The following is a 23,647-nucleotide window of genomic DNA, read 5'->3' as shown; positions in this document are numbered from 1 at the left end:
CGCCCCTGGCTCCGTAAGATTTCGTTACGCGATGGCCAGCATGATGCGATCCGGCCCTCAATTTCCGGAACACATCGTTGCGGTGCTATTTACCCTATGTGACGCCAAGATGGCAAAGTGCCTGGCAATCACAATTGCAAAAGCAGCAGGCCAGACCGTCTGCTCCAACAGCGAGATGGAACCATTATGCCGATTCTCAACCGCGCCGCCGAGATGCAGGATGAAGTTGCCGGCTGGCGACGCCATCTGCACCAGACGCCAGAACTGAATTTCGACGTCTTCAAGACCGCCGCCTTCGTCACCGAAAAGCTGAAGGAATTCGGCTGCGACGACGTGGTGACGGGCTTGGGCAAGACCGGCGTGGTCGGCATCATCCATGGCCGCAAGGGCGATGGCGCGACCATTGGCTTGCGCGCTGACATGGACGCGCTGCCGATCAACGAGATCCCCGGCAAGCCCTACGCCTCGACCGTTCCCGGCAAGATGCACGCCTGCGGCCATGACGGCCACACGGCAATGCTGCTCGGCGCCGCCAAATATCTGACTGAAACGCGCAATTTCGCCGGCTCCGTGGCTGTCATCTTCCAGCCGGCGGAGGAAGGCGGCGGCGGCGGCAACGAGATGGTCAAGGACGGCATGATGGAGCGCTTCGACATCTCCAGGGTCTTCGGCATGCACAACATGCCGGGCCTGCCGGTCGGCCAGTTCGCCATCCGGCCGGGCCCGATCATGGCGGCGACGGCCGAGTTCACCATCACCGTCAAGGGCCGCGGCGGCCATGCGGCGATGCCGCACGGCACGATCGACCCGATCGTCATCACCAGCCAGCTCGTCGGCGCCTTGCAGACCGTTGCCTCGCGCAGCACAGATCCGGTCGAGGCGGTGGTGGTGTCGGTGACCAAATTCCACGCCGGCGACGCCTACAACGTCATTCCCGAGACCGCCGAGATCGCCGGCACGGTGCGCACGCTGAAGAAGGAGATCGCCAAGAAGTCGGAGGAGCGCATCCGCGCCATCTGCGACGGCATTGCCACCGCTTTCGGCGCGACGATCACGGTCGACTATGACGCCAATTACCCCGTGACCTTCAACAATCCGGAAGAAACGGTGTTTGCCAGCGATGTCGCGGCAAGTGTCGCCGGTGATACCCAGGTCCACCGCGCCATCCAGCCGGTGATGGGCGGCGAGGACTTCTCCTATATGCTGGAAGCCAGGCCCGGCGCCTTCATTTTCATCGGCAATGGCGAGACCGCAGGCCTGCACCACCCGGCCTACGACTTCAACGACGAGGTCATCCCGCACGGCATGAGCTATTGGGTGAAGCTGGCCGAAACGGCGCTGGCGGCCTGACTATAACCCCAAAGGGCTGGCCGATTTGCGTTCGGCCGGCCTCTTGGCGAAACGATCCGAAGCGGCTATGTGTCGGGCCGCGTGGTCCCGTAGCTCAGTAGGATAGAGCGGCAGATTCCTAATCTGTAGGTCACAGGTTCGATTCCTGTCGGGATCACCAATAAAATCAAATCATTTACGTCTGGTTTGTTGGCGACCATGTCGCGTCGATGTTGCAAGTGGCTACCGTTGATTTCCAAGGGTTTCCTGCGACTATCGGCAGGTCCACGCGACATGAGTCGCGACATGGGAGAGCGCAGTGTCAGCTATCAAAGGATCATTCGACGACGGATTCGAAGTCGGTTATCGGCTGATTAAGGGTATCCACGTTGGCATGCCAGGAACGCCAGGATATCCAGGGACCCCGGGCAACACTACGCCCTTCCTCCAAGGTATCGAGGCCGGGATTAAGGCAGCCGGCGGCATGCTGATAAAGCAACGATAGAAGGCGCCGTGGCCGATCGTTGAAAAGCAGGGATGAAAGAGATGGCCGACGACAAGCTTCGAATGATGCTGGAGGAGGCTCAGCAGAAAAAGGCCTCCGCCGATGCCGCTGAGAAGGCTGCCCGGGCCAAGCTGGTCGAAGAGACGAAGCAATCCGGCGACGCTCTCCGTGAAAGGGTGTTGCCCCGTCTGCAAACCGCCAAGGACGAATGGCAGGGACAGCTTGAGCTCACGATTACCGACAACAGCGGCAAGTTCGATGTCCTGTCCTCGGGACGTCGAACTTACCCGTCGATCACAGTGTCGGCCCGGTCATCGGGCTTCACCTTCGAGGCTTACAGCCCCGGCTACGTCGCTGTAAGAGATCTCAAGGGCAATACGGCTTACGAGTTTCCATCATCGGGAAAGCTCGAAGAGTTCACGGATCACATGATCGATGACGTTCTGAAGACCATCGTTGGCGAGGCACTCGGGCTGAAGAAGCGATAGCCCGCCGCCTTTCGACAGCGGCGGTTACGGACCCCAAAGGCCCTAGAGATTCGACCCCCCGCCCCCCATCTATCTGGCTGGGTTCACTTCGGGCGAGGATTGCAGTGATGCTTGACCATATCGTCAGCCAGCTGATGCGAGGGAAGCGTCGGGATCTACTGGTGCTTTGCGCCCTGGCGATAGCCGGCGGCTTGGCGTGCGCTTGGTGGCAAGAGAGCTTCATGCCGCTTGCGAGATCCGGAGCCGTGCTGATTGTGATCAGCATTTTCCATATCTGGCGGTCGTTGCCTTGGACGCAAATGATGGAGGGCCCAGTGATGAAGGAGGTTGTGGTCGATGTCGCAACGACCATGGAGCGCCGCAAGTTCACCGGACCTGATGCCGACAGACAGGCCAAGGCGATTACCGAAAAGAAGGTTTCCCAGCAATTGCCTGAATTGATCACCGCCGTGCAGCAGCGCTTCCTTGCCGACAATCTTTTGATCGGCGCCATTGGTACACTGATCTGGGGTTTTGGTGACTTGACCGGATACTGGTACCACGCCGTGGTCAAATTGATGTAATCCGGAACGCTCTGCCGCGGGGCTTGACCGACGGGATTGGCGCGGCATGAATGCGCCTGTGGAAGGGGCCAGTAGTGAATTATCTCGATTTCTTCGCTTCGGTGATCAGCTCGATCACATCGTTGGCCTGGCCGGCGGCCTTCGTCGGAGCGGTGTGGCTCTTCAGGGGTGAGATTCGGCCACTGCTTCCTCGGCTGAAGCTGAAACACAAAGAGACCGAGATATCGTTCAGATTGGACGCTGCTGAGAACGTGGTCGAACAGTTGCCCGTGCCTCAGGAGGCCGCCCCAGCCACTCCTGAGGAACTGTCGCGGTTCGAGCAGCTGGTGGCCATTTCGCCTCGAGGTGCATTGATGGAAATCCGTCGTGAAGTCGAAGAGGCTCTTGGGAACGCTGCCCGAAGAGCTGGCTATAAAACCTTCGGAGGAGCGCGGAGCCAGCTTCGTATCCTTCGAAAGGGAACGATCATCGATGAGAACACCTCCAAGCTCGTCGACGACTTGTTCGCCATTGGCAACGCCGCCGCTCATGATCCGCAGGCTGCAATCACGGCCGCCGATGCGAGACGCTATCGAGTGATTGCGGATCGCGTCGTCGAAACATTGGAGAACCCGCCATCTCGCGAGTCCTCGGGTCCGGGCGATTTTTGATCTAAGCGAACGTGCGCCGGAGGCGCCTATGCCGGAACTGGAGACGATCAAGGACCACGGCGAGGGTTGCGATCGCCATTTGAACGGCATCCGGACCTGTTGGTTGAGATCGGCCGCGTCGTGTCGGTGTGGGGTGCGGTGAGCAATCTGCTTCGGCATTTCGTTTCTGAGATCCTCGACTGCGATCCCGTGAAGGCCGATACGATCTTGATGGCGTTTCCAGGTGAAGAGCGACGGCTAGATTTCATCGTCAGCCTCCTGTCGACCAAGGCTTTGGACGACCGCTCGAAGGCGCTTGTTGCGGTTTTGACGAACCTGAAGAAGCGTTGCGCTGAGCGAAATCTGATCGTTCACGGCGGCCCGATATGGGGCGGCAAGAAGCCCGATCGGCCTATGGACACCTACTTCGTCAACTTCAAAGTTGAGGATGACGGCCGGCGCCACGTGAATGCACGAGATCTGCTGGCACGCCATCTGCTGAAGCTCAGGCGACATGGCGGTGAGCTCTTCGATATTCTGCATCCGTCAGAGGAGTTCGAACGCCTGACAAAATTGGCTAAGGGTCAGAGCGGGACATAGTCGCCCCTTTCGTCTGGGCCGTCGTATTCCTCGGGACCGTCGCCGGAACGACAATCACGGGTACACTTAAGGGGCGTCTGACCGGAATGGATTTTGATTGGCAGAGCATCAACGCATCGGGCTCATTTACCGAGCGCGACTACGTGACGAACAAGCTCCCGACATGGATGCCCATTCTTGAATCGCTGCGGGACACGCCCCTTTCGGTTCTGGAAATTGGCTCCATGGAAGGTCGCTCCGCGCTCTTCTTTGCCAGCTTTTTGCGAAAGGCCGTCATCACCTGTGTCGATCCCTTCCACAAACGGGAGAAAAGGTTCGACAACAATCTGAGGTCCTACGCCGATCGGGTGACGAAGATTCGAGACTTCTCGCTGCCGGCGCTGATCAGACTACGCCAGGCCGGAGCGGAATTCGACCTGGTTTATGTCGATGGCTGTCACGAGCGTGAAAGCGTCTTGATGGACAGCGTGCTGGCATGGGGGATGCTCAATGTTGGCGGCATGCTCATTTGGGACGACTACACCGACTACAAGGACAACAAGGCAAATTGGGAGCGTCCCACTTCCGCCGTCGACGGCTTCCTGGTTGCCTACGCGCAAGAGTTCCAAGAGATCTCGCGCACCAAACAGCTCATAGTAAAGAAGACTGCCGATACCCCGCGTTGCCCGGTAAGGGGAAAAATCGGCTCACGCCGCCTCAGGAACTTTGTGCAATCCATGCAGGGCTGGCTTTAGAGCCTCGGAGAGCCTTCGCCCGAAACCAGCCGTTCCGCCACGATCAGCCCGCGAGGCGCCCACGAAATAACGCGGTGCCGTCCGCGAGGCGCGACCTGGAGATATCCCGGAATCCAGCCTCGGTCATCCACGCGCGATACTGACCTTCCGTGTACGATTCGCCTGCGCGATAGAGATTCAGGAAGGTGAGATTGAGAAACACACCTTCAGACGGGCCAAGGCGGTCGTCATCGACGACACCCCACCCCGCAATTGCGATCTCGCCTCCAGGTGAGAGGCAACGCGCCGCGTTCAGGATCGAACTGCGCGCCTGGTCCGGCGGAAGGACCTGGACGACGGCCTTCAGGATCGCCAGATCGTGCCGGCCGATCGACGGCGCGACAGTTATGTCGCCTTCTTCGACAACCACGTCGTCGGCGCCGTATTCCGACAGGATGGCTGGCGCGACCGCTGCGACCGTTGGGAGTTCCATCAGCGTCGCCGCAATATGCGGCCAACGCTCGCGAAGTCCGACCAGAATGGTCCCGGCGCCGCCGCCGATGTCGATCACCGAACCGGTCGCCGAGAGGTCCAACTCGCCGGCCAGATTTCGGCCGAAAGTCACCCCACCCGGTGCCAGCATGCGGCTGAAGGCGGCCGCGGACTCGAGGCCCGCTTCGGAAAAGTCGTGCAGCGCAGCCGGCCGGTTCTGTCGCAGCGACTCCGCGGTCAACAGGTCGGCTCCCCAGAGCTCGCGCAGCAGTGCATGATCGCCGCCGCGATAGGCCGGCTTGGACGCGTCGAGGAAGGCGGCCGCTTCGGCTCCGTTGCGAAATTGACCATCCTTGACTTCGAGGAGGCCGATGCTGGCGAGCGCGTAGAGGAGCCGCGACAGACGATCGGGGTCGACTTTGAGCGCGACGCCGAGGCTGTCGGCGGTCATTGCATCGCCACCGAGCCGGGTGAAGATGCCAAGGTCCAGCCCGGCACGAAGCGCCAGGGCCGGGGGCACCCCTTTGATCAGCTTGTCGATCCGCTCAGAATCCACCATGTCGCATCCCGTTCCGCGATCCGGGACCGACTTTGAAACAGCTCGGTCGACCTCGTCAAATCAGTTTACCAGCGCGCGCCCAGTCTCGGCATCGAACAGGTTCAGCTTGGCGGTATCGGGTTCGACGTAGAGCGTATCTCCCGGGCTGGCGCTGATCCTTTCGCGAAACACGGCAACCGCCGGCACGCCGGCGATCGTCAGATGGACCTGTGTTTCGGAGCCTGTCGGCTCGACCACGTCGATCGATGCGGCAATGCCCTTGCCGGAGGCAGAGATGCTGAGATGTTCAGGCCGGAAACCGTATCGCACCTGCTTTCCCTCGGCTGCGCTGAAGCCCGGGCTGACCGGCAAAAGCGTGCCGTCGCGCGTTCGCACCGCCGGCGCGCCGTCATGTCGCGCGACAACGCCGTCGATAATGTTCATCGACGGCGAGCCGATGAAGGTTGCGACGAACAGATTGGCCGGATGATCGTAAAGCTCGAGCGGGCTGCCGATCTGCTCCACGCGCCCGTCATTCAGCACGACGATCTGGTCGGCCATCGTCATGGCTTCGACCTGGTCGTGCGTGACATAGACCGTGGTGGTGCGCAGGCGCTGATGCAGCGCCTTGATCTCGGCCCGCATCGCCACGCGCAATTTGGCATCCAGGTTCGACAGCGGCTCGTCAAACAGGAACACCTGCGGGTTGCGCACGATGGAGCGACCCATGGCGACACGCTGGCGCTGGCCGCCCGACAATTGCCTGGGGTAGCGATCAAGCAGCGGCGTCAGGCCGAGGATTTCTGCCGCCTTGGCGACACGTTCGGCTTTCTCGGCCTTCGGCGCTTTGGCGAGCGTCATCGAGAACGCCATGTTTTCGGCAACCGTCATATGCGGGTAGAGCGCATAATTCTGGAACACCATGGAGATGTCGCGCTTCTTCGGCGGCAGATCGTTGACGACCTTGTCGCCGATGCTGATCGTGCCACCCGAAATGTCCTCCAGCCCGGCGATCATGCGCAGCAGCGTGGACTTGCCGCAGCCGGATGGCCCCACCAGCACGACGAACTGGCCGTCAGGAATCGTGACGGAGACGCCGTGCAGCACGGCGTGCCCGGCGTAGGATTTCAGCACATTGGCGATTTCGACTGAGGCCATCGGGATTGTTCCTGGGATTGAGGTCGCGGGACGTTCAGGTCCCGCTCACATGCAGCCTGTCGGTCGACAGGGCGCCTTCAGCGATGAGCAGTCCGATGCCACCATCTCTCAACGCCTCCGCGCCGGTGTCGTCAGCCTCGATCGCCACACCATCGAACAGCGCCTTGATCCGGCTCCCCTTGACGGTCAGCGTCACCGGGATCGGCTTCTCGAAGACGAGGTCGTATGCCGTCTCGGCCAGAACGACCGTGTCGGCATCCCGTGTGCGCACGATCTGCAGCTTGCCATCACGGGTTGCGCGCACGGCATAATAACGCCGCAGGCCCTGAACGCGCGCGCAGACGCCGCCATAATTGCCGAGGTGAATGACGATATCGCCGGAGACCTTGTAGTCGGTCCACTGCCGGGTGCCGTGAATGACGATGCCTTCGTCGCGGCTTTGCGAAATGCGGAAGCTCGGCGGATAGCGCTTGGAAAAGAAGCTGACGCCATTGACCCAGGCCATGCGCCAGAAATCGCTTTCGCCGGCGGGGCGGTGCAGCGTGAGTTCCGGCGCCCCATCCCATCTGAGATAGTCGAGCAGCACACGGCCGTCGGCACGCTTGCCCTCGCTGGTGAGCACGATGCCGATCTCGGCGATCGGCTGGCCGTCCAGATCCGGCAGGCGCCACGACAGGACGCGGTCTTCGCCTGCCTTCAAGGTGACCGCATCGCCATCGATGTCGCGCAGGTGATCCTCGCCATCATAGGCGCGGATGCGCAGCCGCACCGACACCGCGCCCTTGTTGTGACGATCGGCGACGACGCGCGCCTTGACCACTTGCCCGGGATAAACCAGCGGCGTCGCCATCAGATCGTAGGTGCGCATCGACAGCACTTCGCGCGGCGAGAATGTCGGCGTCGTCACCGCGGCGCTAAGGCCAGGCGCCAGCGCTTCATAATTTATGGTCAGCGCACGCGCGTTCTCGAATTCGATGTTGCCGACGCGAACGCCAATCGCAGAGCCGTGACCTCCGACCGGCCGAAAGCCCTGCTGGCTGCCCGATAGCGAGAAGTGGAACTGGGCGCCACCCTTGGGCGCATCGAGCGGGTTGCCGCCGGCGAGCGTCATGCCGAGATTGGCGATGTAATAGGCCGTGCGCACCGCATCGTTGATCGAGTTGCCGCCGTCGGCCGAGGAAATCAGCAGCCGGTCGGCGATCGGCCCGCGCCAGTCAGGACCGGCCTCGATGCCGTCGAGGCCGAGCATCAGAGCGAGCAGGCAGCCGACATTGCCGGCGTTGCAGTCGGTGTCCCAGCCCGACGTGTTGACGATCATCTGCGCCTTCTGGAAATCGTCGGGCGCATAGAGCACCGCCATGACCATCAGCGCATGGTTGGGCACGACATGGCAATTGCCGGGATATTTGTCGTAGCCGTATTTGTCCTCGATCTTCTGGCGCGTGTCGTGCCAGTCGGGATGTTGCTTCACCCAGCCTCTGATATCCGCGATCAGCTTTGCGATCAGGCTGTCGCACGGGATGACCGACAGGCCGGTATCGATGAGATGGTCGATGTCGCTGGAGACGAAGGCTTCGGCCTCCATCGCCGCCCACAGCATCGCCGCATAGACGGATTCGCCGTCATGCGAGACCTTGCCGGCCTGCTCGGCAAGCTTCGCTGCCAGAAGCGGCTGCCCCGGCGCCACCATCGCCCAGCCATCGATGAAGATCTGCGCGCCGATCTGCTCGGCAACCGTCGCGCCATTGGTCGCGATTGACCCCGAATGCGGAGCCGGTATGCCCTTCTTGAGATTGAGCCAGGCGGTATGCTCGGTCGAATTGCCTGAGCCGCCCCACCACAGGATCGAACGCTCCTCGACGATGTAGTTGAGCCAGGCCTTGCCGATGGCTTCGGCCGACAGATCCGGCGAAATGCCGTAGTCCTCGAGTGCGCGGATGAAGGTGAAGGTGCCGGCGACATCGTCGTCGGTCACCACCAGCGGCTGGTTCAGGCGCTCATGCACGTAGTAGTCGATCGGGCCGAGCTCTTTCATGATCTTCTGGTAGGTCCAGCCCTCGAACGGCCGGCCGAGATAGACGCCCACCAGCTTGCCAAGCACGCCGGCATAGACCCGTTCCAGATAGTCGTTGGGTAACTGCATGTTCTGCTCCAGATACTCGAAAAATTTTGGCTCGGGTTTCAGCCCTTGACCGAGCCGCCCGCCATGCCTTCGATGAACCGCTTCTGCATGGCGACGAACAGCACCACCACCGGCACCACGATGATCAGCGCGGCGGCCATGATCTCACCCCAGTCGGAACTGTATTGGCCGCTGAGCAAATAGAAGCCGATGACGGCGGTGACCTTGTCGGCCTTCTGCAGGAAGGTGGTCGCGATCAGGAATTCGTTCCAGGAATTGAGCCCGATAATCAGCGCGACTGTCAGGATCCCGGGTGACACAATCGGCAGCATGACCTTGGAAAACACCTGCCAGGGTGTGGCGCCGTCGATCAGCGCGGCTTCCTCGAGCTCCTTCGGCACGGCGATGAAATAGGTCCTGAGCAGCATCACCGCGAAGGGGCTGTAGAGCGCGGTATAGATCAGCGCGACGCCGAAGACATTGTTGATCAGCCCGAGCTTGGCGAAGCCGAAATAGAGCGGGAAAATGTAGAGCTGGATCGGCGCCGTAGTCGTGGCCAGCAGGTAGAATGTCCAGATCTTCCACGAGGCGACTTTCTTGCGCGCCAGCACATAGGCCGACAGCGAGCATGTCGTGCAGACAAGAACGATCGTGGTGCCGGACAGCAGCAGCGAATTGACGAACGTTTTGGAAAATTTGGCGTGCGTCCAGGCGTTGGTGAAATTCTCCCAGCGAATCGGGTTCGGCAGCGACAGCGGACTCTGCACGATCTGCGCCGCCGGCTTCAGCGCGTTGAGCACCAGCAGTGCAATCGGAAACAGCGCGATGAAGGCGCCGATGCCGAGCACGATATAGGAGATGGTGAGCGTCGCCCGGCTTTCGACCATTCTCATTGTTCGCCCTCCTGCGTCTGCAGGCGGACATAGAAGAAGGTGCCGACGAGGCCGAACAGGCTGATCACCAGCGCCGCCGCCGCGGCCTGGCCGACATTGAGGTCGTAGAAGGCGTGACGATAGGCCAGCGTCGACAGCACCTCACTCGAAAACGCCGGCCCGCCCTGGGTCAGGATGTAGACGAAGTCGAAGGCGAGAAAACTCCAGATCACCGTCATGATCATCATCAGCATGATGGTCGGCCGGATCGCCGGCAGCAGCACATAGCGCATCATTTGGCCGTAGCTGGCGCCCTCGATGCGGGCCGCCTCGATCTGCTCCTGCGGCACCTGCCGCAGGGCGGCGAAGAAGATGACGCACAGAAAGCCCCACCAGTGCCAGAGGTCGACGGTCGCCACGCCGAACAGCGCGGTCGATGGCTGCGCCAGCGGATTGGCCACCGGCAGGCCCATGCGGTCCAGCATGCCGAACACGCCGGTGACGGGGCTGTAGATCATGCCTTGCCAAACGCGCGCGGTGATGACCGTGGCGATGACGACCGGCAGGAAGTAGACGACCTGGAAGAAATTGCTGCCGCGCCGCACGATCAACAGCATCGACGCCGCCAGCAGCCCCATGGCGATCGGCACGACAAGGAAGATGCCGGTCCAGATGATGTTGTTGGTGAGCGCCGACCAGAACACGCTGTCGGCAAGCAGCGCCCGGAAATTGTCCAGCCCGGAGAAAGTCGGCGTTGAAATGCCGTCCCAGCTGCAGAACGCCAGGACGACCGTCAGCAGTGCCGGAACCAACACGATGACGAAATTGATGATCAGCGTCGGGACGAGGTAGAGCCGGTGCATGGACAATTGCCCTGGATTTCAGAGCATGATGCCGAAAAGTGTGAAGCGGTTTTCGGACGACATCATGCTCTATCTATTTGATTTAGCGCCGGTCAGGCGCCGCTCCGTCGCTGGTTCAGATGGTTCGCGGTTGCCCGCCTCAGGCCCGCTTCGGCACCGCCGGCACCTTGCCGGCCGCCTTTTCCTGCTGGAAGGTCTCGTCGAACTTCTTCAGGTAATCCTTCGAGCTGATCTTCTTCAGCCAGACTTCTTCCATGCCACTGACCAGATAGGTATCGGTGGCAGGCGGCAGGAAGGTCCATGTCGTGTAGCCGTACTGGCCGGCGCCGACGGCCGTCGACAGGTTCTTCATCGTCTCGGTGTAGAGCGGCAGCACCTTGTCGGAAAGCTTCGCCCCCGACAGATCCTTCAAAGGCAGGTTCCACTCGCCCTGCCAGGCCGAGTTCATGGCGCCGTAGAATGTGTCGCTGAAGATATAGTCGAGCACTGCCGCCGCGCCGTCTGGATTTTCGGATTTCGCGTTGACCGAGAGCGTCGAGCCGATGCCGAGCGCATAGACCGGCGGGCCGCTCGTGCTCGGGAAACCAACGAAGGCCGGCTCGGCATTGTTCGGCGGGAAATAGGTCGGGACGTTGGTAAAACTCCAAGTGCCGCTCGGCGCCATGCCGGCCTGACCGGTTGCCACCTGGGCGAAGGCCTGCTCCAGCGTCAGCGAGAAATAGTTCGGGCCGAAATAACCCTTCTGCCACCACTCATCGAGCTTATCGATGGCTGCCTGGATGGACGGGTCGGTCCATGGAATGGCGCCGGTCAGCGCCTTGTAGACATTTTCCGGACCAGCCACCGAATTGAGCACGATCGAGACATGGTGTTCGTTGGCGGGTCGCCAGTCGGCGTTGCCGGCGCCGAACGGGACCAGGCCCTTGGCCTTCATCTCGTCGGCCAGCGCCTCGAGTTCGGCGATGGTGGTGGGCGCCTTCCAGCCGTTCTTGTCGAACAGCGTCTTGTTGTAGAACAGGCCGAGCGTCTCATAGGTCTTGGCCAGCGCGTAGAGCTTGCCCTCATATTTGCCCAGTTCCATGAACAGCGGCAGCAGCCGGTCGTTCCAGCCGAGCTTGGCGGCGTAATCGTCGAGCGGCAGCAATTGCCCGGCCTGCGCCATCGACGCGACATAACTCGGGCCGGCGGTGAAGACGACGTCCGGGCCGCTGCCCGACAGCATGGCGATGCGCAATTGCTTGTCGAGATCGGTGCCACGGAAGTCGATCGACAGATCGTCCTCAGGATGCGCCGCATTGAAGGGATCGATCAGAATGGTCTTGAGACTGTCCTGGTTCTCCGGCGAGGCGGATTCATACCAGAAGCCGACCGGCTTCTTGTCGTCGGCAAAGGAAAGGCGTGGCAGCAGCGGCAGGGCGGCAAGCCCGAGGCCGGTCTTGAGCAATGTACGGCGTTGCATGATATCTCCTCCGATATTCTTCGTCTCTTGTGGCAGTCAGGTCGAACCGCGTTCGATCAGGCTGTAGGGCATTTCGAGCGCGGTCCCCGCGCCCGGTGAGGCGCCGCGCAGGCGCTCCATCAGGATCTGTGCAGCCTTGACTCCCATGTCGCCCTGGAACTGGGCCACGGTGGTCAGCGATGGCGTCACCAGCCGTGCCGCCGAAATGTCGTCGAAACCGGCAACCGCAATGTCGCCGGGAATGGCGATGCCGCGATCGCGCAGCGCCTGCATCACGCCGATGGCCATCAGATCGTTGGCAGCGAAGATCGCCGTCGGCGCATAGCCGCTGGCCAGCACCGCCTCGGCGGCGCGGGCGCCGCCAGTTTCGCTGAACTCCTCATCGACGACGATGTAGGGCGTGCCGCCGGCCTCGGTCAGCGCCGTGCGGTAGCCTTCGACCCGCACGCCCTGAGGGCCACCGCGTCCAGCGACCATGGCGATGCGTTTGTGGCCGCGGCCGATGAGAAACTGCGTCACCGAAAAGGCGGCGGCGTAGCTGTCGACGAAGATGTCGTCGATGGCGATGTCGCCGCCGCGCTTCTTGCTCGATTCGATGCGCACCACCGGCACGCCGGCATCGAGCAACGGTTTGAAGTCGCTGGCGCGCAAGGTGAAGAACACGCCGATCACGCCGTCGACCCGCCCCTGCCGGGACCAATCGAGAAAATGCCGCTCGCGCTCGGCCGATCCGTCGGTGCTGACCGCGATGACGTCATAGCTGAGGTTCTCGGCCACCGACTGGATGCCGCGCATCAGCGCCGGATAGAAAGGGTTGGTGATGTCGGGCACGACGCAGGCGATGGTCATGGTGCGGTTGGTCTTGAGCGCCTGCGCAAACCGGTTCGGTGTATAGCCAAGCTCCGCCGCCGCCTTGGTGATCCGCTCCCAGGTCTCCGACGATATCGCCGGTGAACCGCCGCCGCTCATCACCATGGACACGCTTGCCTGCGACACACCCGCCAGCCGCGCAACGTCCTTCTGTGTGGCCCGCGAGCTTTTCATAAGGTTCCTTATACGTATCACTTATACGTATCAACACCAACTACGGGCACAGAGTCAAGAGGCATGCCGGCGATGCTCTCGCTGCGGACAAATCCCCAGCTCTTGCCGCCCGCCGTCCTGTCACAATAGGTTTATCTCTACAGCGATACGGAAAGACCGCGGTCGCGCATGATTGCCGGTTGAGGTTTGCGTGCGTCGGGCGCTACGCGGGCAAGGCCAGCAGCGCCAGTCCGGCCAGCGCCGAGCCGGCTAATGTCGGCAGCATGCCGATCTTCAGTTTCAACATGGCGACCATCGCGGCTGCCGCCAGCAGCGCGGCACGCCAGTCCAGCGACGACAGCACCGGCACCTCCATCCCGAGGCCAACGCGGTGCACCGCGTCGAAGACGACATGCAGTGAGAACCACAGCGCAAGGTTCATCACCACGCCGACGACAGCCGCCGTGATCGCACTCAGCGCCGCCGACAGCGCCTTGTTGCCGCGCAGCGCCTCGATGTAGGGGGCGCCGAGAAATATCCAGAAGAAGCACGGCACGAACGTCACCCAGAGCGTCAGCAACGCGCCGAGCGATCCGGCGATAAGCGGACCCATCGCGCCGGCGTGACGGTAGGCGGCGACGAAGCCGACGAACTGCAGCACCAGGATCAATGGTCCCGGCGTCGTCTCGGCAAGGCCGAGGCCGTCGACCATTTCACCGGGCGCGAGCCAGCCGAACGACGTCACGGCCGCCTGCGCGACATAGGAGAGTGCGGCGTAGGCGCCGCCGAATGTGACCACCGCCATCAGGCTGAAGAAGCCGCCAAGCTGCGTCCACACACTGGCAGGGCCGGTCAGCGCCAGGATCAGCACAACCGGCCCAAGCCAGATCGGCAGCCAGATCGCAATGGTGCGCGGCGCGTGCCATTTCGTCGGTCTGGTATGGGCAAGTTCGCCGCGCTCGAACATCAGGTCGACCGCGCCTCTGATATCAGGCAAGTTGCCCTTGCCATGTGCGGCTCCGGAAAAACGCGTGGGCGCCAGGCGGTTGCCGATCCAGCCGGTCAGTCCTGCCAACAGGATGATGAGCGGAAACGGCAGCCTGACGACATAGATGGCAAGGAAGGCGACCACCGCGATCGCCACCATCACCCGGTTCTTGAGCGCCCGTTTGCCGATGCGGATGACCGCCTCGACGACGACGGCCAGCACCGCCGCCTTGATGCCGAAGAACAGCGCCTCGATGACAGGCGCATCGTTGTAGAGCACGTAGAAGATGCTCAGGCCCAACATGACCAAAGCGCCGGGCAGCACGAACAGGATGCCGGCAACGAGGCCGCCGGCGGTCCGGTGCAGCAACCAGCCGATATAGATGGCGAGTTGCTGTGCCTCGGGACCAGGCAACAGCATGCAATAATTGAGCGCATGCAAAAACCGCTGCTCGCCGATCCAGCGCCGCTCCTCGACCAGTTCCTTGTGCATCAACGCGATCTGTCCGGCCGGCCCGCCGAACGACAGCAGGCCGATCCTGGCCCACAGTTTCGCGGCCTGCCTGAAGGTCGGCGTGGTCGGAGCTGCGAGCGGACTGTCGCCGGCGGTAAGGGCGCTCATGGCGCTTTGCCCCCGCTCGGCCAGTTGTGGGTTTCGTCGGTGGCGTCGCGGCACCACCTGAAAAACGCGTCATAGAGCAGCATTCCGGCTTCGAGCTGTTCGAGATCGTCGCGGAACATGCGCGACAGGCCGAGCGATGCCGCAAGGAACCCCGCCGCCTGCGGTATGAGATCGAGGCGCGCCGTGTCGGCCGCACGCACGATCAAGGCAAGACGGTCGAGCGCCTCGAACCGCAGCCCGAATTCCTCGATCATGGTGTCGAAGGTGCACCGCTCGCCGCGATGGCTCCAGAACACATCGTCGATGTCGAAGGGGATCGCCGCGAACCGATCGGCGGCAGCCAGCACTTCGGCCGGTTCGACAAACAGGAACACCGCCGAAGGGTCGACGAAGCGGCGGATCAGCCACGGACAGGCGATGCGGTCGACCTTGGGGCGGGCCCGCGTCACCCAGACTGTGCGGCCCTTGTCGTCGCGGCGCGGTATCTTGTCGGCCTTGACCAGAACCCCCTTGGCCGCCAGCCAGGCTTCGAAACCGCCTTCGAGCGATTCGGCAGCGATGCCCTCATGGCGCAGCCAGGCGGCGACGCCTTGCGAGAGCTTCTGCCCTCTCTGGCAAATAACGACCACATGAGCGCCGGTGAACTCGGCCGCCCAGCTCGAAACAGTCTTGAAATCGCGCCGGCACGAGGCCGGCAGCAGGTGGGGATCGGCGTCATAGTCCTCATCGGTGCGGACATCGACAAGAACAGGCGCGTCGGGCAAGCCGACGAGACGGGAAAGTTGCGCTACGGTGATTGCGGTTGTTGACGGCATGGCGTCCACCTCCAGAGTGAGAGTTTGGACGCGATCGTTGGGCTGACGCCTCACGGGGTCGTCGCGAAGGAACCCCTTGTCACTATGCTGGATTGATCCTTCGTGCTTGTCAATCCATGGCCCAGCTGTTCGTTTCAATGTCCTCAGCGCGCAGAAATTTGCCAAACAGCGACGCCAGCAAGAATGAGGCCGGCGGTACCTTCGATGCCTCTGGATATTATGTCGAGTAAGCGTGGCCGGTTGTCAAAAAAATGCACCAGCCGTTCTCGAAACAGGATCGACACCACCGCCACGCAGGACAAGGTCAGCGCCACACCGGCCATCATGGTGACCGCAAACAGAATGCCGGCAAGCGGAACGCCTCTGGATATCGCGAAGGTCATCACGAAAAGGGTCAGCGGGCATGGAATCAAGCCGGCCATGATCCCAACGGCTTCGCCCTCATGCTTGTGATGGTGGCCGTGGCTCAATGCGCGCCACAGCATCCAGACGCCAATCAGGCCAAGCAAACCACGGCTGACGTCTTCCAGCAAAGGCGCTCGGCCAACGCTTCCCAAGGCAATCGATACCAGCGGTAACGAGAATGCCGCGATCAGCACCGCGATCGTCACATGCGTGAAGGAGAGCGTCAGTGACACCAGAAGGCCGCGCGAAACCTTCGCGTCCGAACCGGCCAGATACGTAGCCAGGACGGCTTTGCTATGTCCGGGCGTCAGGGCATGCGCCGCGCCAAAAAGCACGCCCATCGGCAGAAAGGCAAGGAACGCGAGCCAGCCACCGCCGACTGAGAGCAGCTTTATCTGATCGGCGAGCGCCAGGTAGATGGTGCGCTGGAATTCGACAAGCGTCTGGAGCATCAGCCTGGACTAGCAGAAGCGGGTGGTTTTCTGCGCACGTCAGTGTTGGTGGTCGTGGTGTTCGCCATGATTGTGGTCGTGAGGATGTGGATGCTCGTGCGCGCCATGCTCGCTCGAAAACCTGATGTTGGCTGTCGCGAGCGCAGGCATGTGTTCGAACAGTTCATTCTCGAGCGCTGCCGTGATCTTGTTCGCTTCTGCGAGTGGCAACGTTTCGTCTGCAGCGATGGCGATGTCGGCGTGCAACTTGTGGCCAATCCAGCGGGCCTTGGCATCGACGATGTGAGCACCCGGCACATGCTCGCCAGCATGATGAATTTCGGCCATCACACCCGGCTCGACGCCGTCGAGCATGCGGGTGAGCACCGAGCGCGCCGATTGCCAGACGATACCGAAAATGGCGACCGTGATGAGGAGCCCGATGATTGGGTCGGCAAGCGGAAATCCGAGCCAGACGCCGATAGCGCCAATGACCACGGCAAGGCTGGTGAGCCCGTCGGTGCGGGCATGGTAGCCGTCGGCGACGAGCGCCGCACTGTTGATTTCCCTGCCGATGCGAATGCGAAACACCGCGACGGCCTCATTGCCGAGGAAGCCGACGATGCCCGCCGCCGTCAGCCAACCGAGATGCGTCACTGCCTGCGGATGGATCAGGCGCTCGATAGCCTGGTACCCGGCAACGATGGCGCTGAACAGAATGACCAGGACGATGACGATACCGGCGAGGTCTTCGACCCGACCCAGTCCATAGGTGAAGGTTGATGACGGCTTGCGCCTCGCCAGCATGAAGGCGACCCACAAGGGGATGGCAGTGGTTGCGTCTCCAATATTGTGAATGGTGTCGGCAAGAAGGGCCACGCTGCCCGAGAGAACCACCACGGCCATCTGCATTGCTGCCGTGACCGCCAGGATGACAAAGGACCATTTTATGGCCCAGATGCCCCGAGCGGTCGTCGCGATGGTTGCATCGATGACGCCATGTGTATGGCCATGCGGACCGTGGTGGTCGTGATCTTGGCCGGCGTGATCGTGCGAACCGAAACCGAACCAGTCGAGGGTGCGCCTACCGAGACCGCTCATAGATACTTGGCCAACTGCTTGAGTTCCGCCAGCGAGTCGTGCGCTCCACCCTCGGCGGTGTCGGTCAGGCAATGTTCGATGTGATCGTGGATCAGTTCTCGCTTGGCGCTGCTGATGGCGCTTTCCACGGCATGGAGTTGCTGTGCGAGGTCAACACAGGAACGACGAGCCTCGAACATGGAGAGCACTGCCGCAAGGTGGCCTTGCGCGCGCTTTAGACGCTTCACGATAGCGGGGTGCGACTGATGGGTGTTGTCTGTCATGTCAGTCGACTATCCCCCCCGGGGGGATGAGTCAATCTGCAATCTGTGGAGGCGAGTCGATCTCGGGGATGGCCCTACTGCGCCGTCCAGCCGCCATCCATCGGCAAGGTCGTGCCGGTGATCTGCCTGGCCGAATCCGAGCACAGGAACAGCGTCAGCGCCGCAAGTTCCTCGACGGTGACGAACTCCTTGGTCGGCTGCGCTGCCAGGAGCACGTCGTGCTTGACCTGTTCCTCGGTCATGTCGCGCGCCTTCATCGTGTCGGGAATCTGCTTTTCGACCAGCGGCGTCCAGACATACCCGGGCGCGATGGCGTTGACCGTGATGCCATCCTGGGCGACTTCCAGCGCCACGGTCTTGGTCAGGCCGGCAATGCCGTGCTTGGCCGAGACATAGGCCGACTTGAACGGCGAGGCGACCAGCGCATGCGCCGAGGCGGTGTTGATGATGCGCCCCCATTTGCGCGCCTTCATGCCCGGCACCACGGCCTTGATCGCATAGAAGGCCGCGAGCAGATTGATGCGGATGATCGCTTCCCATTTATCATCGGGGAAGTCTTCTATCGGCGCGACATGCTGGATCCCGGCATTGTTGACCAGAATGTCGAGGCTGCCGAAGGCCTGCTCGGCGTCGTGCACCATGGCAGTCACAGCAGCGCCGTCCATCATGTTGGCGCCGGAATAGCGGCACTTGACGCCGAAATCCTTCTCGATGCCGGCGCGCTCCTGTTCGATTGCCGCGGCATCGCCGAGCCCGTTGATGGTGACATTGGCGCCTTCGGCGGCAAAGGCGCGGGCAATGGCCAGGCCAATGCCGCTGGTCGAGCCGGTGACGAGCGCATTCTTCGAAGACAGGGAACCCATGGGAGATCTCGCGAATGGTGGGAAGGACTACAAAGGCACATAGTTTGTGCGCCGCAACATGACAATGCCACAGCCATATGTCGGCGCTATTACAGCTCTGCGACGGGCTTTCCCGGCTCAGCCGAGCGTCGTCTCAAGGCTGACACGGCAGTGTCATGGTGCCGTGCAACATAATCGATTGCGCATTCGCGCGGGGTTTTTCTGAACCAACCGGGGCAACACCATGGAAATCGCCGACGTTGTGAAGCGCGCGTATGCCATGCCGCTGACCAACCCTTCTTTCCCCCCCGGCCCGTACCGTTTCTTCGATCGCGAATACGTCATCATCACCTACCGCACGACGCGCGAGGCGCTCGAAGCCGTGGTGCCGGCGCCGCTGGAGATCGACGAGCCGCTGGTCAAATACGAATTCATCCGCATGCCTGACTCAACCGGCTTCGGCGACTACACCGAGACCGGCCAGGTCATCCCGGTGAAGTACAAGGGCCAGCATGGCGGGTACGTCCATTCCATGTATCTCGACGACGATGCGCCGATCGCCGGCGGCCGCGAGCTCTGGGGTTTTCCGAAAAAGCTCGCCAACCCCAAGATTGTGCATGAGGGCGAAGTGGTGGTCGGCACGCTGCACTATGGCAGTGTTCTCTGCGCCACCGGCACGATGGGCTACAAGCACCGGGAAGCTGATCACGACCAGGTGCTCGCCGCGCTTGCCGCGCCCAACTTCCTGATCAAAATCATCCCGCATGTCGACGGAACCCCACGCATCTGCGAGCTGGTGCGCTATTACCTGACCGACATCACGCTGAAGGAAGCCTGGACAGCGCCGGCCGCGCTCGATCTTCGCCCGCACGTCATGGCCGATGTTGCGAAATTGCCGGTGCTCGACATCGTCTCGGCCGTCCACTTCAAAGCAGATCTGACGCTTGGCCTCGGCGAAGTCGTGCATGATTACCTCGCCGAACACAGCCAGTCTGCTGCCGGCGCGACCAGACTGGAGAAAGTCAGTGCTTGAGCGTAACCGCAGCAAGGCGACTGCCGCCACCATCGCGGAAATCTCGGCGCAATATGATCGCGTCGCGCTGGTGTTCCAGGGCGGCGGTGCGCTCGGCGCGTACCAGGCCGGCGTCTATCAGGCGCTGGCCGATGCCGGCTGCGAACCGACCTGGCTGTCCGGCGTGTCGATCGGCGCCATCAATGCCGCCATCATCGCCGGCAACGAGCCGAGCCGCCGGCTGCAGCGGCTGGAACAGTTCTGGCAGACGGTTTCGGGCCGCAAGATCTGGCCCTATACGCCGGAAGGCGACATCTACCGCGATATCCGCAACCAGACATCGTCATTCATGACGATGGCGATGGGCCAGCCCGGCTTCTTCAAGCCGCGCTCGCCCAATCCCTGGCTCCAACTGGCGGGCGCGGAAGGCGCTACCTCGTTCTATGACACCGCCGAGCTCAAGGATACGTTGGAGAGCCTGATCGACTTCGATGTGCTGAACGACGGCAAAAAGCGGCTGAGCGTCGGCGCGGTGAATGTCCGGACCGGCAATTTCGTCTATTTCGACACTGAGAAGCTGCGCATCGAGCCGGAGCACATCATGGCCAGTGGCGCGCTGCCGCCGGCCTTCCCGTCGATCCGCATCGAGGGCGAGTATTACTGGGACGGCGGCATCGTCTCCAACACGCCGCTGCAGTATCTGCTCGACCAGGAAGAGGACCGCTCCTCACTGGTGTTCCAGGTCGACCTGTTCAGCGCCCGTGGCGTGCTGCCGCGCGGCATGGCCGACGTGCTGTCGCGGCACAAGGACATCATGTATTCCAGCCGCACGCGGCAGAACACCGACAATTTCCAGCGCATCCACGCGCTGAAGATGAAGCTGCTCGATGCGCTGAAGCGCGTGCCGCCGGAGCAGCTGAAGGACGGCGAGAAGGAATTGATCGCCGATTATTCGGATGCCGGCGTCGTCAACATCGTCCACCTGATCTATCAGCACAAAGGCTATGAGGGGCACGCCAAGGATTACGAATTCTCCGGCACCTCAATGCGCGAACATTGGGAGATGGGCCAGGAGGACACCCAGCGTACGCTGCGCCACAGCCAGTGGCTGACCTTGCCGACCAATGCCGAGGGTGTCTCCATCCACGATCTGCATCGCGAAGATCCGACTTAACCCGCGACGTTCGTCATCCTTGGGCGTAGCGACGCGAAGCGAAGTGAAGACCCAAGGATCCATGCCGTTACCTCGCGCGAAGAATGCAGCGGAGCAGAATCCTGCACCGCAGCAACGCTTTGAAGTCGCGGCATGGATCCTCGGGTCTGCGCCGCGTCGTTACGCTCCTTGCTTCGCCCGTGGATGACGAAGAGATGGGCGTTTCGCGCCAATGCCCTAGAATGTTCAACGTCAACATAATCTGCCGACTTGAACACGGTGCTCCTAAGTAAAAAGGCAGCACCGGTCGCCCGGCGCTGCCTTTTCTTTGAAAGCCTCTGCTCCGCTCAGAACACCTGGCGGAAGATGATGAACAGCACGAAGGCGAGGGTGATCGAGCACGGCAGCGTCAGCACCCAGGCAAGCAGCAGGTTGCGCACCGTCGACCATTGCAGGCCCGACCCATTGGCGGCCATGGTTCCGGCAACGCCCGAGGACAGCACATGGGTGGTCGACACCGGCAGGCCGAAACGGTCGGCCATGCCGATGGTGATCATGGCAACGAGTTCGGCTGCGGCACCCTGGCCATAGGTCAAATGGCTCTTGCCGATCTTCTCGCCAACGGTCACGACGATGCGTTTCCAGCCAACCATGGTGCCGAGGCCCAGCGCCAGCGCGACGGCGATCTTCACCCACAGCGGGATGAACTTTGTCGCGTTGTCGACGGCCTTGTGATAGTCGGTGACCGCCTTCAGGTCGGCATCTTGCATCGGCAGCAGCTTCTTCTTGTCGATCAGTTTCAGCGCCTCGCCGATCAGATAGATGTCGTTGCGCGCGTTGCTGACCAAGTCGGTCGGCACATTGTCGACCGAGGCATAGGGCTGCAGCGAAGCGGTCGTGTCGTGAATGTAGGTCTGCAGCGCGACCGTCGTCTGGTCACTCCAGGTCTTGGTGCGCACGGCATCCTGCACCGCCGCCTTCGCGTCGGTCACGGTGACGCCCGGCTTGACGTAGTTGCCGAGCGCCGTCTCGACGCCGACTGATGCCGCCTTGTAGGCTTCGAGATAGTTGATGTCGGGCGTGCGGTTGAGCGCATAGGCCGTCGGCACGACGCCGATCAGGATCAGCATGATCAGGCCCATGCCTTTCTGGCCGTCATTGGAACCGTGCGCGAACGACACGCCGGTGCAGGTGAAGATCAGCAGGGCACGGATCCACCATGGCGGCGGCGTGTTGCCCTTCGGCGCTTCATAAAGCGCCGGATTGCGCACCAAGAGCTTCATCAAATAAAGCAGGATGAAGGCGGCGAAGAAGCCGATGATCGGCGACACCAGCAAGGTGATGCCGACATTGGTCGCCTGGCCCCAGTCGACGCCGCTGGTGGCGCTGCCGGCCGGCGCCATGAATTGGTTGGCGAGGCCGACGCCGATGATCGAGCCGACCATCGTGTGCGAGCTGGAAGCCGGCAGGCCGAGGAACCAGGTGCCGAGGTTCCACAGGATGGCCGCGACGAGCAGCGCGAACACCATGGCGAAACCCGAGGAAGAACCAACCTGAAGGATGAGCTCGACCGGCAGCAGCGACAGGATGCCGAACGCAACCGCGCCGCTCGAGGTCAAAACGCCAAGGAAGTTGAAGACGCCCGACCACATGACTGCAAATTCAGCCGGCAGGGAGCGCGTGTAGATGACGGTTGCCACCGCATTGGCGGTGTCGTGGAAGCCGTTGACGAACTCGAAGCCCAACGCAATCAGCAAGGCAATGCCGAGCAGGATCCACGGCACGGTCTTGGCCACCGCCAGATCCTGGCTGAGCGCGTAGCCGACATAGATGACACCGACGAGCACCAGCACGCCGAAGGCCGGCAGGAACCACTTCGCACCGCCCGTTTGATTGAGCGGATGGTCCGGTCTCGGAATCCCCGCCTCGCTAGAAACAACGTCCACCATCGTCCCACTCCGTTTTGCACTGCAGCAAAGAACTGGGAATGACGCTATGGCTGGTCAATGAAGCTGGTGTGACGGCTATGGTTTTTTCGAGCACGCAAGCCATTGCGGCGCGGCATACGACCACCAGCCTGCATTCCCATGAATGGGACTATCCAGCAATCTCCAGCAGTGCCGATACGAGCAAGCGGCGTTCGTCGGTGGAAAGCACGTCGGAGTCGAAGAGGTTCATGCTACGCAGCCCTTCGATGGCGAGAAAGCAGACCAGCAGTGCCTTGAGGTCCGGCGTCTCGCTCTTCAGCCGCTGCAGCAACTGCGACTTGAAGGCCTTTATCGGCGTCAGGAAATCCGGATCCTCGGCGATCGCCGAGAATATCCACGAGGCCGTCGGCTTCGGCTCCTCGCAATCATCCGCCGAGAGCCGGATATAGGTGGCAAGCAGGCTTTCGCCGCTGGCGCCGGCGACGCGGCCCGATTCCAGCGCCAGCTCGAAAGCGCGCAGGTAATTCTCCACCAGGCCCTGCATTAATTTGGCCTTGGTCGGAAAGTTGTAAAGCAAGCCGCCTTTCGACACGCCGGCGCGGCTGGCGACGGCATCAAGCGACAGGCTGCCGGGGCCGGCCTCGCGTGCTACATCGGCGGCGGCGGCGAGTATCTTGTCGCGCGAATTTGCCCTTCGGGTCTTCATTTATCCGTTCCCCCACATGAGCCTAGGC

General features: G+C 62.0%; 23 protein-coding genes and 1 tRNA gene. 9 read left to right on the top strand and 15 right to left on the bottom strand.

Translation table 11 applies throughout. The features are described from left to right. The first annotated feature begins 186 nt into the window (after nt 1-186). The 7 genes from AC1DYO_RS11090 to AC1DYO_RS11060 all read left to right on the top strand — a co-directional run bounded on the left by AC1DYO_RS11090 (nt 187) and on the right by AC1DYO_RS11060 (nt 4,848). On the top strand, nt 187-1,350 hold the full coding sequence (locus tag AC1DYO_RS11090) for a M20 aminoacylase family protein (protein ID WP_477263080.1): 1,164 nt from the start codon (nt 187-189) through the stop codon (nt 1,348-1,350). An 83-nt stretch (nt 1,351-1,433) separates the two neighbouring features. Beyond that, nucleotides 1,434-1,510: transfer RNA gene (locus AC1DYO_RS11085), tRNA-Arg, on the top strand. 365 nt (nt 1,511-1,875) lie between these two features. Then, nucleotides 1,876-2,322 (top strand): hypothetical protein, encoded by a 447-nt coding sequence (locus tag AC1DYO_RS11080; protein WP_477263078.1) that lies wholly within the window; start codon nt 1,876-1,878, stop codon nt 2,320-2,322. Between the two features lie 107 nt (nt 2,323-2,429). Further along, nucleotides 2,430-2,885: a hypothetical protein gene (locus AC1DYO_RS11075; protein WP_477263076.1), complete on the top strand. Its 456-nt coding sequence runs from the start codon at nt 2,430-2,432 to the stop codon at nt 2,883-2,885. A gap of 74 nt (nt 2,886-2,959) precedes the next feature. Further along, the gene (locus AC1DYO_RS11070; RefSeq protein ID WP_477263074.1) at nt 2,960-3,535 is read left to right on the top strand and encodes a DUF4145 domain-containing protein; all 576 of its coding nucleotides are present in this window, start codon (nt 2,960-2,962) and stop codon (nt 3,533-3,535) included. Between the two features lie 99 nt (nt 3,536-3,634). Next, nucleotides 3,635-4,114, top strand: coding sequence for a hypothetical protein (locus tag AC1DYO_RS11065; protein ID WP_477263072.1), 480 nt, complete (start codon nt 3,635-3,637; stop codon nt 4,112-4,114). A gap of 86 nt (nt 4,115-4,200) precedes the next feature. Continuing rightward, the gene (locus AC1DYO_RS11060) at nt 4,201-4,848 is read left to right on the top strand and encodes a class I SAM-dependent methyltransferase (RefSeq protein WP_477263070.1); all 648 of its coding nucleotides are present in this window, start codon (nt 4,201-4,203) and stop codon (nt 4,846-4,848) included. Nucleotides 4,849-4,891: 43 nt separating this feature from the next. On the opposite strand, the gene AC1DYO_RS11055 is transcribed toward AC1DYO_RS11060, so the two are convergent. The 13 genes from AC1DYO_RS11055 to AC1DYO_RS10995 form a co-directional block, all read right to left on the bottom strand. Then, nucleotides 4,892-5,878, bottom strand: coding sequence for a methyltransferase (locus AC1DYO_RS11055; protein ID WP_477263068.1), 987 nt, complete (start codon nt 5,876-5,878; stop codon nt 4,892-4,894). 60 nt (nt 5,879-5,938) lie between these two features. After that, entirely contained in the window at nt 5,939-7,015 is a 1,077-nt protein-coding gene (locus tag AC1DYO_RS11050; protein WP_477263066.1) for an ABC transporter ATP-binding protein, read from the bottom strand. A 34-nt stretch (nt 7,016-7,049) separates the two neighbouring features. Beyond that, on the bottom strand, nt 7,050-9,158 hold the full coding sequence (locus AC1DYO_RS11045; protein ID WP_477263064.1) for an ADP-ribosylglycohydrolase family protein: 2,109 nt from the start codon (nt 9,156-9,158) through the stop codon (nt 7,050-7,052). 38 nt (nt 9,159-9,196) lie between these two features. After that, nucleotides 9,197-10,030 carry a carbohydrate ABC transporter permease gene (locus AC1DYO_RS11040; RefSeq protein WP_477263062.1) on the bottom strand — a complete coding sequence of 278 codons (834 nt, stop codon included), beginning with the start codon at nt 10,028-10,030 and terminating at the stop codon, nt 9,197-9,199. Continuing rightward, the gene (locus AC1DYO_RS11035) at nt 10,027-10,872 is read right to left on the bottom strand and encodes a carbohydrate ABC transporter permease (protein ID WP_477263060.1); all 846 of its coding nucleotides are present in this window, start codon (nt 10,870-10,872) and stop codon (nt 10,027-10,029) included. Before AC1DYO_RS11035 ends, AC1DYO_RS11040 begins: the two co-directional genes overlap by 4 nt. 139 nt (nt 10,873-11,011) lie before the next feature. After that, nucleotides 11,012-12,331: an ABC transporter substrate-binding protein gene (locus tag AC1DYO_RS11030; RefSeq protein ID WP_477263058.1), complete on the bottom strand. Its 1,320-nt coding sequence runs from the start codon at nt 12,329-12,331 to the stop codon at nt 11,012-11,014. Nucleotides 12,332-12,367: 36 nt separating this feature from the next. Beyond that, complete coding sequence (locus AC1DYO_RS11025; RefSeq protein WP_477263056.1) at nt 12,368-13,375, bottom strand: LacI family DNA-binding transcriptional regulator; 1,008 nt, start codon at nt 13,373-13,375, stop codon at nt 12,368-12,370. A gap of 202 nt (nt 13,376-13,577) precedes the next feature. After that, nucleotides 13,578-14,963 (bottom strand): chromate efflux transporter, encoded by a 1,386-nt coding sequence (gene chrA / locus AC1DYO_RS11020; protein ID WP_477263054.1) that lies wholly within the window; start codon nt 14,961-14,963, stop codon nt 13,578-13,580. Next, nucleotides 14,960-15,778, bottom strand: coding sequence for a chromate resistance protein ChrB domain-containing protein (locus tag AC1DYO_RS11015; protein ID WP_477263052.1), 819 nt, complete (start codon nt 15,776-15,778; stop codon nt 14,960-14,962). The genes chrA and AC1DYO_RS11015 overlap by 4 nt, the downstream gene beginning before the upstream one ends. Nucleotides 15,779-15,921: 143 nt before the next feature. Continuing rightward, nucleotides 15,922-16,635, bottom strand: coding sequence for a HoxN/HupN/NixA family nickel/cobalt transporter (locus tag AC1DYO_RS11010; protein ID WP_477263050.1), 714 nt, complete (start codon nt 16,633-16,635; stop codon nt 15,922-15,924). 39 nt (nt 16,636-16,674) lie between these two features. Continuing rightward, on the bottom strand, nt 16,675-17,715 hold the full coding sequence (locus AC1DYO_RS11005; RefSeq protein ID WP_477263048.1) for a cation diffusion facilitator family transporter: 1,041 nt from the start codon (nt 17,713-17,715) through the stop codon (nt 16,675-16,677). After that, nucleotides 17,712-17,978: a metal-sensing transcriptional repressor gene (locus tag AC1DYO_RS11000; protein WP_477263046.1), complete on the bottom strand. Its 267-nt coding sequence runs from the start codon at nt 17,976-17,978 to the stop codon at nt 17,712-17,714. Before AC1DYO_RS11000 ends, AC1DYO_RS11005 begins: the two co-directional genes overlap by 4 nt. A 74-nt stretch (nt 17,979-18,052) precedes the next feature. Beyond that, nucleotides 18,053-18,841, bottom strand: a complete 789-nt coding sequence (locus AC1DYO_RS10995; RefSeq protein WP_477263044.1) for a 3-hydroxybutyrate dehydrogenase — start codon at nt 18,839-18,841, stop codon at nt 18,053-18,055. A gap of 223 nt (nt 18,842-19,064) precedes the next feature. Between AC1DYO_RS10995 and AC1DYO_RS10990 the strand changes: the two genes are divergently transcribed. Both AC1DYO_RS10990 and AC1DYO_RS10985 read left to right on the top strand, forming a co-directional pair. After that, nucleotides 19,065-19,853: an acetoacetate decarboxylase gene (locus AC1DYO_RS10990; protein WP_477263042.1), complete on the top strand. Its 789-nt coding sequence runs from the start codon at nt 19,065-19,067 to the stop codon at nt 19,851-19,853. Beyond that, nucleotides 19,846-21,006 carry a patatin-like phospholipase family protein gene (locus tag AC1DYO_RS10985; protein ID WP_477263041.1) on the top strand — a complete coding sequence of 387 codons (1,161 nt, stop codon included), beginning with the start codon at nt 19,846-19,848 and terminating at the stop codon, nt 21,004-21,006. Before AC1DYO_RS10990 ends, AC1DYO_RS10985 begins: the two co-directional genes overlap by 8 nt. 326 nt (nt 21,007-21,332) lie before the next feature. On the opposite strand, the gene AC1DYO_RS10980 is transcribed toward AC1DYO_RS10985, so the two are convergent. Then, a complete protein-coding gene (locus tag AC1DYO_RS10980; RefSeq protein ID WP_477263039.1) occupies nt 21,333-22,934 on the bottom strand; it encodes an inorganic phosphate transporter in 1,602 nt (533 codons plus the stop codon). A gap of 148 nt (nt 22,935-23,082) precedes the next feature. Further along, nucleotides 23,083-23,619 (bottom strand): TetR/AcrR family transcriptional regulator, encoded by a 537-nt coding sequence (locus AC1DYO_RS10975; RefSeq protein WP_477263037.1) that lies wholly within the window; start codon nt 23,617-23,619, stop codon nt 23,083-23,085. Nucleotides 23,620-23,647: the final 28 nt, after the last annotated feature.

This window comes from Mesorhizobium sp. P2_F5, from assembly GCF_056403715.1.
The sequence above is the reverse complement of the archived record's forward strand: the minus strand, read 5'-3'. Positions and strand labels throughout refer to the sequence as shown.